This window comes from Nocardia sienata NBRC 100364, assembly GCF_001613205.1.
GTDB classification, from domain to species: domain Bacteria; phylum Actinomycetota; class Actinomycetes; order Mycobacteriales; family Mycobacteriaceae; genus Nocardia; species Nocardia sienata.
In genome coordinates this window covers 27,486-40,464 of sequence record NZ_BDBX01000016.1, presented here as the reverse complement: position 1 = coordinate 40,464, position 12,979 = coordinate 27,486, and the positions used below count along the sequence as shown (strand labels likewise).

The 12,979-nt window shown below is 68.5% G+C and carries 15 protein-coding genes; 5 read left to right on the top strand and 10 right to left on the bottom strand.

Annotated elements, in window-relative coordinates:
• Nucleotides 1-67: 67 nt before the first annotated feature.
• Nucleotides 68-289, top strand: a complete 222-nt coding sequence (locus tag NS4_RS10940; RefSeq protein WP_063059418.1) for an RNA-binding S4 domain-containing protein — start codon at nt 68-70, stop codon at nt 287-289.
• A 38-nt stretch (nt 290-327) separates the two neighbouring features.
• On the opposite strand, the gene rraA is transcribed toward NS4_RS10940, so the two are convergent.
• The 8 genes from rraA to NS4_RS10900 form a co-directional block, all read right to left on the bottom strand.
• The gene (rraA, locus tag NS4_RS10935) at nt 328-816 is read right to left on the bottom strand and encodes a ribonuclease E activity regulator RraA (protein ID WP_063059417.1); all 489 of its coding nucleotides are present in this window, start codon (nt 814-816) and stop codon (nt 328-330) included.
• A 59-nt stretch (nt 817-875) separates the two neighbouring features.
• Nucleotides 876-1,256 carry a DUF5313 family protein gene (locus NS4_RS10930; protein WP_063059416.1) on the bottom strand — a complete coding sequence of 127 codons (381 nt, stop codon included), beginning with the start codon at nt 1,254-1,256 and terminating at the stop codon, nt 876-878.
• Nucleotides 1,257-1,311: 55 nt separating this feature from the next.
• Entirely contained in the window at nt 1,312-1,695 is a 384-nt protein-coding gene (locus tag NS4_RS10925) for a DUF5313 family protein (RefSeq protein WP_063059415.1), read from the bottom strand.
• 9 nt (nt 1,696-1,704) lie between these two features.
• Nucleotides 1,705-2,631: a CopD family protein gene (locus NS4_RS10920; RefSeq protein WP_245665277.1), complete on the bottom strand. Its 927-nt coding sequence runs from the start codon at nt 2,629-2,631 to the stop codon at nt 1,705-1,707.
• Entirely contained in the window at nt 2,628-3,182 is a 555-nt protein-coding gene (locus NS4_RS10915) for a copper resistance CopC family protein (RefSeq protein WP_063059414.1), read from the bottom strand. Before NS4_RS10915 ends, NS4_RS10920 begins: the two co-directional genes overlap by 4 nt.
• The gene (locus tag NS4_RS10910) at nt 3,179-3,832 is read right to left on the bottom strand and encodes a YcnI family copper-binding membrane protein (protein ID WP_063059413.1); all 654 of its coding nucleotides are present in this window, start codon (nt 3,830-3,832) and stop codon (nt 3,179-3,181) included. The genes NS4_RS10915 and NS4_RS10910 overlap by 4 nt, the downstream gene beginning before the upstream one ends.
• Complete coding sequence (locus NS4_RS10905) at nt 3,793-4,422, bottom strand: hypothetical protein (RefSeq protein ID WP_157105996.1); 630 nt, start codon at nt 4,420-4,422, stop codon at nt 3,793-3,795. The genes NS4_RS10910 and NS4_RS10905 overlap by 40 nt, the downstream gene beginning before the upstream one ends.
• 146 nt (nt 4,423-4,568) lie before the next feature.
• Complete coding sequence (locus NS4_RS10900; protein ID WP_063059411.1) at nt 4,569-5,213, bottom strand: DUF6474 family protein; 645 nt, start codon at nt 5,211-5,213, stop codon at nt 4,569-4,571.
• Nucleotides 5,214-5,538: 325 nt separating this feature from the next.
• Between NS4_RS10900 and NS4_RS10895 the strand changes: the two genes are divergently transcribed.
• The 4 genes from NS4_RS10895 (at nt 5,539) to NS4_RS10880 (ending at nt 10,988) form a co-directional block, all read left to right on the top strand.
• Nucleotides 5,539-7,167 (top strand): TM0106 family RecB-like putative nuclease, encoded by a 1,629-nt coding sequence (locus NS4_RS10895; protein WP_063059471.1) that lies wholly within the window; start codon nt 5,539-5,541, stop codon nt 7,165-7,167.
• A gap of 15 nt (nt 7,168-7,182) precedes the next feature.
• Nucleotides 7,183-9,141 carry a molecular chaperone HtpG gene (gene htpG / locus NS4_RS10890; protein WP_063059410.1) on the top strand — a complete coding sequence of 653 codons (1,959 nt, stop codon included), beginning with the start codon at nt 7,183-7,185 and terminating at the stop codon, nt 9,139-9,141.
• 146 nt (nt 9,142-9,287) lie between these two features.
• Nucleotides 9,288-10,106: a class I SAM-dependent methyltransferase gene (locus NS4_RS10885; RefSeq protein ID WP_063059409.1), complete on the top strand. Its 819-nt coding sequence runs from the start codon at nt 9,288-9,290 to the stop codon at nt 10,104-10,106.
• A gap of 195 nt (nt 10,107-10,301) precedes the next feature.
• Complete coding sequence (locus NS4_RS10880; protein WP_157105995.1) at nt 10,302-10,988, top strand: hypothetical protein; 687 nt, start codon at nt 10,302-10,304, stop codon at nt 10,986-10,988.
• Between the two features lie 88 nt (nt 10,989-11,076).
• Here the strand turns inward: NS4_RS10880 and NS4_RS10875 are convergent, their stop codons facing one another.
• Nucleotides 11,077-11,844 carry an SDR family NAD(P)-dependent oxidoreductase gene (locus NS4_RS10875; protein ID WP_063059407.1) on the bottom strand — a complete coding sequence of 256 codons (768 nt, stop codon included), beginning with the start codon at nt 11,842-11,844 and terminating at the stop codon, nt 11,077-11,079.
• Nucleotides 11,845-11,967: 123 nt separating this feature from the next.
• Nucleotides 11,968-12,696, bottom strand: coding sequence for a TMEM165/GDT1 family protein (locus tag NS4_RS10870; RefSeq protein ID WP_063059406.1), 729 nt, complete (start codon nt 12,694-12,696; stop codon nt 11,968-11,970).
• Nucleotides 12,697-12,979 lie beyond the last annotated feature (283 nt).

The window sequence follows — 12,979 nt, the reverse complement described above, 5'->3', positions numbered from 1 at the left end:
CGGTTCGCGCGCCGGGTGCCCGGGGCCGGTCGGAAAGCGCCGTGTTCGGGGGAGTAAGTATGAACCCATGTCGGATCCCATCGATGTGCCGATCGACGACGACGTCATACGGCTCGGGCAGTTCCTGAAGCTGGCCAATCTGATCGAATCGGGGGCGGAGGCCAAAACCGTTATCGCGGCCGGTCTGGTGCGCGTCAACGACGAGGTCGAATTGCGCCGCGGACGGCAGTTGCAGGTCGGTGACGTGGTCGCCATCGCCGGTCACTGTGCCAGGGTGAGCGGCGGATAACACCGGCCCCGCCCGTCGCCGGAGTCGGCCCGCGACGATCAGGGCTCGGCCCGGACCACGATGCCGTCGTGGTCGCTGTAGAGCATCTCACCGGGAATGAAGGTGACGCCACCGAACTCCACCGGTACGTTCTTCTCGCCGCTACCGGTCTGGGTGCTCTTGCGCGGGTTGGTGCCCAGGGCCTTCACGCCGATACCGAGGGTCCGCAGAATCGCGGAGTCACGGACGGCGCCGTTCACCACGACCCCGGCCCAGCCGTTGTCGACCCCGCGGCCGGCGATGATATCGCCCACCAGGGCGGTGTGCACACTCGCGCCGCCGTCGACGACCAGGACCTGCCCGGCGCCGGGCTCCCCGAGTGTCTGCTTGACCAGCAGATTGTCCTGGAAGCAGCGGATCGTGGTGATCCGGCCGGAGAAGACCTGGTGGCCGCCGAACTGGATGAACTGGGTGTCGCAGCTGCGGATATCGGGGCCGATCTCGTCGGCGAGATCCGCGGTTGCCACCTGCTGCTCTGATTCGGTCACGTTCCGATTGTGCCGGGTGCGTCGCGGCAGCCCACAGCAGCCCCCGTGCCCGGGTCCGGTCAGCCCCCCGGCGCGGACTGGTGCCGATAGCGCAGGTTGTACACCTCACGATCGCAGTCCTTGCATTTCTCGTGATCGACCAGATCCGGATCCAACCCGTGCTGGACCAACCGGTACCGGCGCCACACATACGTCAGTGCGATCGTGAAGATGATCAGCGGAACGATCATCATGACGATCAGGCCCAGCTTGAGGGTCATCGGTCCCGGGAAGAGCAGGATCAGCACGAAGAAGGGGATGATCGGGCCGACGAAGCGGATGAGGTAGCGCTGCATGGCACCGCGGCCGACGACGTCGTGGAGCACCCACTCGTGCAACTCCGCCGGCAGTTCGCTGCCCAGATCGTAGGCGATCCGTTGCTTGAAAGTCGGCTTGTCCATAGCTCCAGGCTATTCCTGTGTGATATGGCTCACCAGGGGTAATTCGGTTCGTTGGTCAGCCTCTGCCATGCCGTCGCTCGTAGGCGGCGCGCTCGCGCTCGGCACGGCGGCGGACATCGGCATCGGCCAGCGCCGGATCCAGTCCGTGCCTGACCAACCGGTTGCGCCGGAAAACGTAGGTCAGCGCCACGGTGAAGTAGATCAGCGGCAGCAGGAGCAGCGCCATCATCGACGCTCCCATCCACAGCGGGCCGGGGACCAGCAGGAACAACAGAAGCACCAGTACGAGCGGCACCAGCATCCGCACCAGGTAGCGGCGGGTCGCACCCGGGCCGGTGAGATCGTTCAGCACCCAGTCGGAGTATTCGGCGGGCAGGGTGCGGCCGCAGATGTACCCGATCCGCTGGAAGAGATTCGGAGTCCGGGCACCGGCAGCCATGCACCCAGGCTATCCCGTGATGGCCAGGGACGCCGCCAGCCCGAACACCACCGCCATCACCGAAACCTCCACCACAGCGCGCCGCAGTGAGCCCTCCGCCGGCATCTGGTGCCGGGCCGCCGCGACCACCCAGCTTCGCCGCCACCACCAGCCCAGCGCCAGCAGCACCGCCAGCAGTACCGTCTTGGCGAGCATGATCCGCCCGTAGCCGGTGGTGAACACCGGCGCGATACCGCCCAGGCGCACCAGACCGTTGATCACGCCGGTCAGCGCCACCGCGGCCATCATGGGCAGCGCTACCGCCGAATACCTGGGCAGTGCGTCGGCCCAGCCGCGGCGGCCACGGACCACCAGGGCCAACGCCAACAGCAGGCCGAGCCAGGCCGATGCCGCCAGCGCGTGCACCCCGGCCAGTACCGACCCGGCCGGTTGCTGCGACATATGCCCGGTGATCGGCCGCAAGGTCACGCTGACGGCGGCGAACACCAGCACCAGATCCGGTGAGCGCTGACCGGACAGCCGGAAGGCGATCGCGGCGTACACCGTGATCGTCGCGGTGGCCAGCAGGATGACCAGGCCGATCTGACCCGCGCTTATTCGCGCGAGATAGGTGCCGAAATCGGCCGGGCCCAGCGCCGTGACCCCCGAACCGACCACCTCCCCCGCGGCGAAGACCAGGGTGGCGAATTCCAGGCAGCACCACAGTCCGGCCAGGACCGCCACCATCCGCCAGGGGAGTTCGATCCGGTCCGCCAGCCGGGGCAGGGCGGCCAGGCCGAGCACCGCCGCACCCGCGATATCGGCGCAGAAGCGCACGGCCGACGCCGCCGGAACCCCGCCGAGCGCCCAGGCCAGCAGGACGCCGAGCAGGCCCGCCGGTATCACGAGTCCGAGCGCGAACCGGTCCACGGTCGCGCTCGGCACACCGTTTCTCACCGCTGGTTCTTGCCCTTGCCCATGTTCGAGCCGAACAGCGCGAACGCGAGACCGCCGCCGAACAGGACGATCGCACCCGCGATGTACACCCAGACCGGGATACCGCCGCCCGAGCCGCCGCTCTCACCGCGGGCGTTCGCGGCCGGACCCGGAGTGCCGTTACCCGGCTTACTCAGCGTGAAAGCGCGTTCACCGTTGACCACGTGACCGTCGGCCGAGGTGACCCGGAAGGCCATCCGGTACTCGCCGGCCGGACCGAGTTCACCGACCTCGACGCTGAGATTCCTGCCGTCTACGACCGGTTCGCCCTTCGACCACAGGTTGCCGTCGGGGCCCACCACGGTCATGGCCGGGAAGTCGGGCTGCAGCGGTTCGTTGAAGGTGATGGTGGCGCGCTGCGGCCCCACTTCGACGGTCGCACCGTCCGCGGGGTCGCTGCCCACCACCGCGGAATGGGCGGCGGCCGGTCCGGCCAGCGCGCCCAGGGTCACCATGAGCAGCGTGGCGACCAGCGCGAAGCGCCGGCCCCACCGGGCCCTACGCTGGTTCATCGCCGGCCCCGCACCACCGCGCCGACTCCGGTGCCCAGCGCCAGTGCGCCCAGCGCCAGCCCCAGGCCGCCCAGCCAGCGGGCGGTGGTGTCGCCACCGTCGTCGGCGGGCGCGGCGGCGGCCTCGTCACCGTGACCGCCGTGATCGGCCTCGGCGCCGGTCAATGTCAGGACAGGCGAGGGGTGTTCGACCGAATCGTGGTCACCGGTCTCGTTCCAGCGCACGACGGTGCCGTCGCTGTAGGTCTGTTCGGCCGGGAAGGCGACCGAATCCGAATCGGGGAAAGGCCCGAGTGAGACCGCGAAGCGCTGGAATTCACCCGGCCGGATCCCGGGGGATCCCGGGTTGGCGGTCCAGGTGACCGCGGTGACCTGATCCTTGTCGTTACGGTCGATTTTTGCGGTCCAACCGGGCACCGGTTCGGTGCGCGCGGTGGAGAACCCGGGCACGGTGATCCGTACCGAAGTGGTGGCGGCGGTATCCGATTCGGTCGGGACGCTGAAGGTGGCGACCGCGCCGTGACCGGGTGTGGCGTCCGGTGCGGAAACGCTCACGTGCGCGGCGGCGGTACCGGCCGCGGACAGTACGAAGCCCGCGGCGAAGGCCGCGGTCAGACCGCGGCGAAGGACGGGGGAGATCCCGTGGGACATGTGTTGGAAGCTTTCTCTCCGGGGGAAGGGGCGGCGGGGTCGGTGCGCGCGGGTGGTGCGCGTGGACCCGGTACTCCCTTCGGAGAGCGATGGGCCGTGACCCGGGTGGTCGCGGTGATGCGAGCCCGAGGTGGGCCAGGGATGGAGCGTGGCGGTTCGAGCAGTGCGCGCAGGACCGAGGACACACAACGGTAGAGCCGCTCGGCCGCGGTGATCGCCAGCGCGCAGACCGCGACGGCGAGCAGATGGAAGGCAACCATCGCCACACCGGACAAGGCCTCGGGGCCCGTCTCGGCGGGGGAGCCGTGATGGCCGGTGAGACCGGTCAGCGCCCAGTGACCGGCGAACTGCCCCGCCGTGAGGGCGATAAGGGTGGTCCGGCCCGGGCCGGCCCGCAACCGGTCCGATACACCGATGACCGAACCGGCGGCCGCTCCGGCCACCAGGGCCGTCAGCAGGAGCAACGCCGCTCCGGCGGAGGTCGGGTATCCGCCACCCGCGACGCCGTGGGCGGCGATGGCCAGGATCCCGGTAGTCGCGCCCACCACACAGCCGCGCAACGGCGCGGGAGAGGAGCACGTGCTGGGCATCGCGGACTTTCGGATTCAGCCGACCTGACCGGGCCCGGCTGGTCGGGGAGGGGGCAGGGCAGTGTCCATGGTCGCCGACCGGCTCCGGGTGCGCGCACCCGACCCGGAGATCGGCCCGAGAACGCCCACTCGATGACCGGCCGGAGTCAGGCGACGCCGAGGCGAGCGAGCACGTCCGCCTCGATCCGGGACAGCTCGGTGGTGATGGACGCGTACACCGAGCGTCGCCGCCCGGCGGGCAACTGGTCGGCGGTGCGGACAGCGGCGGTGAGTGCGTCGAGCCGGTTACGGGCGTCGGCCACGAACTGCTGGATGTCCTTGTCCTTACCGGACTGCCCACCCGCGATCTTGTCCAACGCGGCCTCGGTATTGCCGATCCGTGCCTGCAGCCGGCCGCCGTGCCCGGCGTAGTCGCCGAGCTGGCTCACCCCCACGCCGAGTTGTTTGGCGCGGCGGGCGTCGAGCTGCCCGCGCAGATAGGTCGCGCCGCGGTAGGCCAGCGGGGCGAGCACCGGAACCAGCACCCGTGCCACTCCGATGTATTTCCTGATCTGGGCGGGGCTGAAGGGATCGCGTTCTGCCCGCGCGGCCGCTTTGAGGGCCGCCTTCTCCTCGGCCTGCAGGGTGGCGACCTGGGCCTTGGCGACCTTGCGCTGGGAACGAGCCTCGGCCCGTTGGCGTTTGCGATCGTTCTTCGCGCCGAGTTTGGCCTCCATGGCGGCCTTGTGCTTGAGAGCCTTGGCCTCGGCCCGCCGACTCGGCCGCCGTTTGCGCTTGGTGAACAACCCCATCGAAGGCCCTCCGTAATGCTGGTTCGCTACGGCGATACGACACGGAAAACCGCACCGTCCACCCGTGTCACACGGTTCGCCGACACCCTATCGGGTTACCGGCCGCGGCGGCGAGAGACGCTGCCCTCGGCGGTGCGGCGAGGCTGTTCCCGGATGCTCGATTGGGTGGTCTGTCGGGGACAGGGACCATACTGCTTGCGTGCAACCGGGCAGTGTCGACAGCGAAGACCCCTCCCACGCCGATCACGAGCGGCGGGAGTCCGCCACGCCCGCAGGGCGGGTTTCCGCCGGTGCGGGCCGGCTCGCGTTCCTCGACGCCCGGGGTCTGATCGGCTGCCGGCACCGGCTCGGGATGGACGCCGCGCACCCGGAACTGCTCGCCGAAGTACGCGAGGACACGGGGGTGCAGCAGCGGCGCGCGGCCGCCCAGGCCCATCGCGAGCGGGTCCGCGACACTCTGGTGGCGGCCGACCCCGATGGCTGGGCGATCATCGACCCGGCGCTGCCGGCGAGCGCGCGTGCCGAGGCCACCCTGCGCGCCTGCGCGGCGGGCACGCCCCGGATCTGGGGTGGACTGCTGCCGCAGGAGCCCGATACCGGACGCCGCGGCGGCGCCGAGATCCTGCTGCGCGACGAACGAGGCGGTGGCTATATCCCGGTCATCGTGGTCAACCACAAAGTGACCGACCCGCGCCGGCCGGATCCGGCCGAATTCCATCCGCTGACCTCGGACCTGTTCTCCTGGAACCCCGTCCTCGATCGCGCCCGCAAACTCCGCCAGCAACCCCGCGACCAGCAGCGGCTGGCCCATGTGTACCGGATGCTGGAGCGGCACGGGCTGGCGCCGGCCGCCCGGGTCGGCGGAGTCATCGGTTTCCATTTCGACCGTATCCTCGTCCACGACCTGACCGCGGTCCTGCCCGAGTACGACAGTCGTTTCGCAGAACGGATCGCGGTGGTGCGCGGACAACTGGAGACCGTGCCGTCGAAGGTCCCCGAATGCCGCCAATGCATCTGGTGGAACCGCGGCGCCGAGGGCGGGTGCCAGGCCTGGCTGAACGAGCATCGCGATGTGAGTGTGGTGGCGCCGGGGTCGCGCGCGGAGGTGCTGCGCGGGCACGGGGTGCGGACCATCGACGAACTGGCCGCCTGGTCCGGGCCCGAACCCGAGGATTGGCAGCACGGGCCGTTCGATGAGGCCGTGGTCACCGCCCGGGCATGGCTGGTGCAGGCACCGCTGGTGCGCCGGTTCGACCGGGTCTGGGTGCGCCGGGCCGATGTCGAGGTGGATGTCGATCTGGAGAGTTACCAGGAGGAGGGCGCTTACCTGTGGGGGACGCTCCTCGACGGGCGGTACCGGGCGTTCGTCACCTGGGACCCACTCCCCACCGAGGACGAGGGCCGCTCCTTCGGCGAGTTCTGGACCTGGCTGATGGAGGTCAGGGCGCAGGCCCTGACGGCCGGGAAGACCTTCGCCGCGTACTGCTATTCGCGCAGCGCTGAGGACAAATGGCTCTACGAGTCGGCGCGGCGGTTCGCCGGGCGTCCCGGGGTGCCCACCGAAGCACAGGTCACCGAGTTCGTCGATTCGATCCACTGGGTCGATATGTTCCAGGCGGTCACCGATCAGTTCATCTGCCCGAGCGGTAAAGGGCTCAAGAAGATCGCGCCCGTGGCCGGTTTCGCCTGGCGCGATCCCGAGGCGGGTGGGGAGGCGTCGATGAGCTGGTACCGGCGTGCGGTCGGTTACGACGCCCAGCCCGACCTCACCCAGCGCACCCGGCTGCTGGAATACAACGAGGACGATGTGCGGGCCACCGCGGTCCTGCGTGAGTGGATGAACCCGCGGGTACCGCGGGAGCACAGCGCCGAACGCGAGGTTCCGGCATTGAGTGATTTCGCCGCGCCGCCCGGAACACCGCCCGGCCTGCGGACGAGTTCCGCACAGGCTTGATTACCATTGTCCAGCGTGACAGAGCACGTCGAACAACTCGAGTTCCAGGCCGAGACCCATCAGCTGCTCGAGCTGATGATCCACTCGGTCTACTCCAACAAAGACACGTTCCTGCGGGAGCTGATCTCGAACGCTTCCGACGCGCTGGACAAGCTGCGGCTGGAGTCCTACCGGGACAAGGATCTGCACGTAGACACCGACGACCTGCACATCGAGCTGGAGGTCGACAAGGATCAGCGGATCCTCACCGTCCGGGACAACGGCATCGGCATGTCCCGTGCCGAGGTGGTGGACCTGATCGGTACCCTCGCCAAATCCGGTACCGCCGAAGTGCGCCGGAAACTGAACGAGGCGAAATCCGAGGCCGCGGCCGGGGAGCTGATCGGTCAATTCGGTATCGGCTTCTACTCGACCTTCATGGTCGCCGACAAAGTGGTGCTCACCACCCGCCGCGCGGGGGAGACCACCGCCACCCGCTGGGAATCGACCGCCGGATCCGGCACCTACACCATCGAAACCCTCGACGAGGCCCCGCAGGGGACCGCCGTCACGCTGCACCTGAAGCCGGCGGACCCCGACGACCATCTCTTCGACTACACCCAGGAGCACAAGCTCCGCGAGATCGTCAAGAAGTACTCCGATTTCATCGCCTGGCCGATCCGGACGCAGGTCGAGCGCACGGTTACCGAGGGCGAGGGTGAGGAGAAGGAGGAGAAAACCGTCGTCGAGGAGCAGACGCTCAACTCGATGAAGGCCCTCTGGACCCGCCCGCGCAGCGAGGTGTCCGAGGAGGAGTACCAGGAGTTCTACCGGCACGTCAGCCACGCCTGGGACGAGCCGCTGGAGATCATCCCGCTCAAGGCCGAGGGTACGTTCGAGTATCAGGCGCTGCTGTTCCTGCCCTCGCAGGCGCCGTTCGATCTGTTCACCCGCGAACACAAACGCGGTGTCCAGCTCTATGTGAAGCGCGTGTTCATCATGGACAATTGCGAAGAGCTGATGCCGGAGTACCTGCGCTTCGTCAAGGGTGTGGTCGACGCGCAGGACCTCTCGCTCAACGTGTCCCGGGAGATCCTGCAGCAGGACCGGCAGATCCAGATGATCCGCAAACGCCTGGTCAAGAAGGTGCTGAGCAGTGTCAAGGATCTGCAGGGCGCCGAGGACCAGGCGAAATACCGCACCTTCTGGCAGGAATTCGGCCGGGTGCTCAAGGAGGGCCTGCTCTCCGATTTCGACAACCGGGAGACCATCCTGGAGGTCTCGTCCTTCGCCTCCACTCATTCCGAGACCGAGGCGACCACGCTGGCGCAGTACGTGGAACGGATGCCCGAGGGGCAGGACGCCATCTACTACATGACCGGCGAATCCCGTGAGCAGGTGGAGAAGTCGCCGCATCTGGAGGCGTTCCGCGCCAAGGACCGCGAAGTGCTGATCCTCACCGATCCGGTGGACGAGATGTGGGTCGGCTCGGTCACCGACTTCGACGGTAAGCCCTTCCAGTCGATCGCCAAGGGCGAGGTCGATCTGGAGACCGAGGAGGAGAAGAAGGAATCCGAGGCCCTGCGCGAACAGCAGGACAAAGATTTCGCCGAGGTACTGACCTGGCTGGGCAAAACCCTCGAGGACAGCGTCAAGGAGGTCCGTCTCAGCTCGCGCCTGACCAGTTCGCCGGTCTGCCTGGTGGGTGATGTGTTCGATATGACCCCGATGCTGGAACGGATGTACCGGGCTTCGGGCCAGGAGCTGCCGCAGTTCAAGCGGATCCTCGAGCTCAATCCCACCCATCCGCTGGTGACCGGTCTGCGCGATGCCTACGACACCCGCAAGGACGATGCCGACGCGGGTAAGGTTCCCGAGCTCACCGAGACCGCCGAACTCCTGTACGGCACGGCTGTGCTGGCCGAAGGTGGGGAACTGAAGGATCCGGCCAAATTCGCCCAGATCCTCGCCGACCGGCTGACGCGTACGCTCTGAGGGGTGCAGCCGGGCATCTCTCGTCCGCGGATCGCTTACGGCAGTAGACGAGCGCGGGCGGCAGACGCCCGGCCGTATCGGGAGACCGCGGCCGCTGCCGCGGTCTCCCGGTATGCGTTGAGGAATAGACGAGATCGGATACGACCGTGCCCGAAAACCCACTCGCCGCCGTGGATCCGTGGGATCTGGTCGCCGATGACTATGCGGTGTCCACCATTTCGGTGATGCGCCCGTTCGCCGCCGAGGCGGTGCGACTGGCCGGCCTCGCCGGACATACGCCGCGTGCCCGCGTGATCGATGTCGCGGCCGGTCCGGGCACGCTGAGTCTGCTGGCCGCGGAGCACGCCGAGCGGGTGGACGCGATCGATTTCTCGGCGCCGATGATCGAGCAGCTCGAGCGCGCGGTGACAGCGGCCGGTGCGAGCAATGTGGTGGCGCGGGTCGGTGATGGGCAGGAGTTGCCGTTCGCCGACGCCGAATTCGACGCGGCGTTCTCCATGTTCGGGCTGATGTTCTTCCCCGACCGTGCGCGCGGGTTCGCCGAACTGTCCCGGGTGCTGCGGCCCGGCGGGGTCGCGGTGGTGTCGAGCTGGGCGCCGGCCGACCGGTCGACCTGGATGCAGATGTCGTGGCGTGCGCTGGGCTCCGCCGACCCGGATATCCGCCCGCCGGTACCGAACTCCGAAAGCCTGGAGAACCCGGAAGTATTCGAGCGTGAGATGTGCGCCGCGGGTTTCGAACGGGTCTCCGTGGTGCCACATACGGTGGAAATGGTCTTCGCCGATGCCGACGCCCTGCTCGCCCGGCTCACCCGCGGTAGCGCCCCCTTGGAATTGATGCGGCGCAGTATCGGCGACCGAGCGATGGCCGGGCGTATCGAAGCCATGCGCTCCTACCTGACCGAGCATTACCGGCCGGGCAGCCCGCTGACCACCACCGCATATCTCGGGGTCGGTTACCGGTAACCACCTGTGCCGCCAGGAGAGCAGCGCGAGTTGCCCCGGAGCGGACCGCCTCCCGGATCGGGCTCGAACCGCCTCGCGGACACGGTGTTTCAGCAGTGAGCAAAGGATGCTCACCTGCCTTTTGTAAAGCGTCAGGGAGCGTGGACGATAGATCGTCCGGAACACGCGGATCGTGTTCCGGACAGGAGATCGATTATGTCGGCCACTACTGTGGCGCGCCGCGGAATGCGCCACGCCTCGCTTCGGATAGCGTTGCTCGGCGCGCTGATCATCGCCCCTGCCCTGGCGGCGATACCGGCGTCGGCGGAACCGAGCGATGCCCCGATCACGACGCACCCCACGCCCGCGGCCCCCGGAGCCGGCCTACCGGAACCGGGGGGACCGGTCACCACGCTGCCCGCCGTCCCGGAGGTCACGCCCCCGAGTGCTCCGGAAACGACGGTGCCGAGCCTTCCCACCACTCCGCCGCCGTCACCGGCCCCACCCGTGGTGTGTCCGGGTGGGGCAGCGCCCCACGGAGCCGTATGTCCCGCGCCGGAACCGCAGGATCCTTTCGGCCCCGATGGCTACGACGACTTCGGCTACGACCGCGCCGGCTTCGACCGCTTCGGCTTCGACCGCTTCGGCTACGACCGCGCCGGCTTCGACCGCTTCGGCTACGACCGCGCCGGCTACGACCACGCGGGGTACGACCGCCTCGGGCGCGATCGATTCGGATTCGATCGGTGGGGCCGCGACCGCGGTGGCTATGACCGCAGCGGACTGGACCGTGAGGGGTATACGCGGGCGGGATGCCGTGCCGACGGCAACGACCGGCCGTGGGCAGACCGCGCGGTCTGCGACAGATGGCGGGCGCGCCCGGCGACCGGAAGTGCCGGGTGACCGGTGTGGGTATGCCGCACCCGCAACACAAACGCCCGCCGTCCCGGCTTTCCGGCCGGGGCGGCGGGCGTCGTGGGGGCGGGAGGGACTACCGCGGCGCCATCCGCAGGGCGCCATCCATGCGAATGGTCTCGCCGTTGAGGTAATCGTGTTCGACGATGTACTGCGAGAGCTGCGCGTACTCATCCGGCCGGCCCAGCCGGGACGGGAACGGCACACCGGCCTCGAGGCCCTGGCGGTATTCCTCGGTGACACCGGCCAGCATCGGGGTGTCGATGATGCCGGGGGCGATGGTGTTGACCCGGATACCGTACTGCGCGAGGTCACGCGCGGCCGGCACGGTCATACCGTGTACGCCGCCCTTGGACGCCGAGTACGCGATCTGGCCGATCTGGCCCTCGAACGCCGCCACCGACGCGGTGTTGATGACGACACCGCGCTGTCCGGCCTCGTCCACGGCGTCGGTCTTGGCGATGGCGTCGGCGGCCAGGCGCATCACATTGAAGGTGCCGAGCAGGTTCACGGTGATAACCGTGCGGAACAGCTCCAGATCGTGCGGACCGTTCTTGGACAGGATGCGCCCGGCCCAGCCGACCCCGGCGCAGTTGACCACGATACGCAGCGGCGTACCCGATTCGACCACCTTGGCGACAGCGGCGGCGACCTCGTCGTGGCTGGTGACATCGGCGGCGAGCAGGGTGACCCCGTCGGGGACATTGTCGCCGGCGCGCTCGATCGACTGCGGTACATCGAGCCCGAAGACGGTGGCGCCCAGATCGGCGAAACGCTTGGCGGTGGCGGCGCCCAGACCGGACGCGCCCCCGGTAACGATGGCGGCGGAACCCGAAATCTCCACGATGGTCCTCTCGTTCGTGACAAGCCAGTTGGCCTAACGTCAATTGCACCCTAACCGGTGCGGGCGGAGAGTTCGTGGACGGTCCCCTTGCGCTGATCGGCGAAATCGTACTCAGTAAAGGGACTAGGCCCGGTGCTGCGGAATTCCGGTGACGGCGGCCTCGGTGACGAGCCGGTCCGCGGCCGTACGACGGGCCCGCAGCAGCCACAGCGCCAGGGCTGCCACAGCCGGTACGAGCAGGGCGATACCGGCCGCACCGGCGAGCGCGAGTTCCGGGAATGCGGTGTTCATGCCGGTGAGCGTCCCGATGAACAGGAAGAGCAACCCCGACCCGAAGCCGATGGCGCGTTCGGGCAGGTGCTTGCCCACCAGGATGCCCACGGCGATGGCCAGAGCATCGGCGGCGACCATGCCGATCGTCGAACCCAGCCAGACGGCCGCCCAGTTGTTGTCGGTGGCCAGCGCCGCGGTGGCGAACATGGTGCGGTCACCGAGTTCGGCCAGCAGGAAGGCCGAGAGCACGACCAAGAAGGGCGCCGTGGTGGCGAACCGTGACGGAGCCGGCTCCTCCTCGTCGTCCGCGCCGCTCACCAGCTCACGCAGTGTCCACAGGCCCACGGCGAGAAAAGTGATCGATGCCACCGCCGCGATGGCGGTGGTGGGCAGGGCCGCGCCCAGGAAATGCCCGATGGCGACCGAAATGACGTGTACCGCGGCGGTGGCGGTGGCGATTCCACCCAGCACCACCCACCAGCGGTAGCGCAGGGCGAACGTCAGGGCCATGAGCTGGGACTTGTCACCCAATTCGGCCAGGAAAACGATGCCGATGGCGAGTCCGACGGTGGCGATCATCTGACGAATGCTCCCGATCCGCCGGCCGGAAACGGGTTCGCCTCCGGCCGACAACGAAATTGCTGTAGGCCGAAGGTCTCGCCCACCGGAAGGACCGGTTCACACGACCGGACCCACCGACGAGCGGCGGGTCAGTATGTCGACCGCGTGATTGAGGGCTACTCCCCTTCGCTGTCGGCAACTCTACCGCACCCACTCCGGTGTCGCAATTACGCAACGGCGAAAAATGGCTTCTGACAATAAGTTTGGTTAAGGTAGCGGCATAGTTAGGGGGGCCTGATAA

Bases quoted from the DNA above. Each gene is read 5' to 3' on its own strand.
- NS4_RS10940 (WP_063059418.1), top strand. From the start codon at position 68: ATGTCGGATCCCATCGATGTGCCGATCGACGACGACGTCATACGGCTC.
- NS4_RS10930 (WP_063059416.1), bottom strand. From the start codon at position 1,256: ATGGACAAGCCGACTTTCAAGCAACGGATCGCCTACGATCTGGGCAGC.
- NS4_RS10925 (WP_063059415.1), bottom strand. From the start codon at position 1,695: ATGGCTGCCGGTGCCCGGACTCCGAATCTCTTCCAGCGGATCGGGTAC.
- NS4_RS10915 (WP_063059414.1), bottom strand. From the start codon at position 3,182: ATGAACCAGCGTAGGGCCCGGTGGGGCCGGCGCTTCGCGCTGGTCGCC.
- NS4_RS10910 (WP_063059413.1), bottom strand. From the start codon at position 3,832: ATGTCCCACGGGATCTCCCCCGTCCTTCGCCGCGGTCTGACCGCGGCC.
- NS4_RS10905 (WP_157105996.1), bottom strand. From the start codon at position 4,422: ATGCCCAGCACGTGCTCCTCTCCCGCGCCGTTGCGCGGCTGTGTGGTG.
- NS4_RS10900 (WP_063059411.1), bottom strand. From the start codon at position 5,213: ATGGGGTTGTTCACCAAGCGCAAACGGCGGCCGAGTCGGCGGGCCGAG.
- NS4_RS10880 (WP_157105995.1), top strand. From the start codon at position 10,302: ATGTCGGCCACTACTGTGGCGCGCCGCGGAATGCGCCACGCCTCGCTT.
- NS4_RS10870 (WP_063059406.1), bottom strand. From the start codon at position 12,696: ATGATCGCCACCGTCGGACTCGCCATCGGCATCGTTTTCCTGGCCGAA.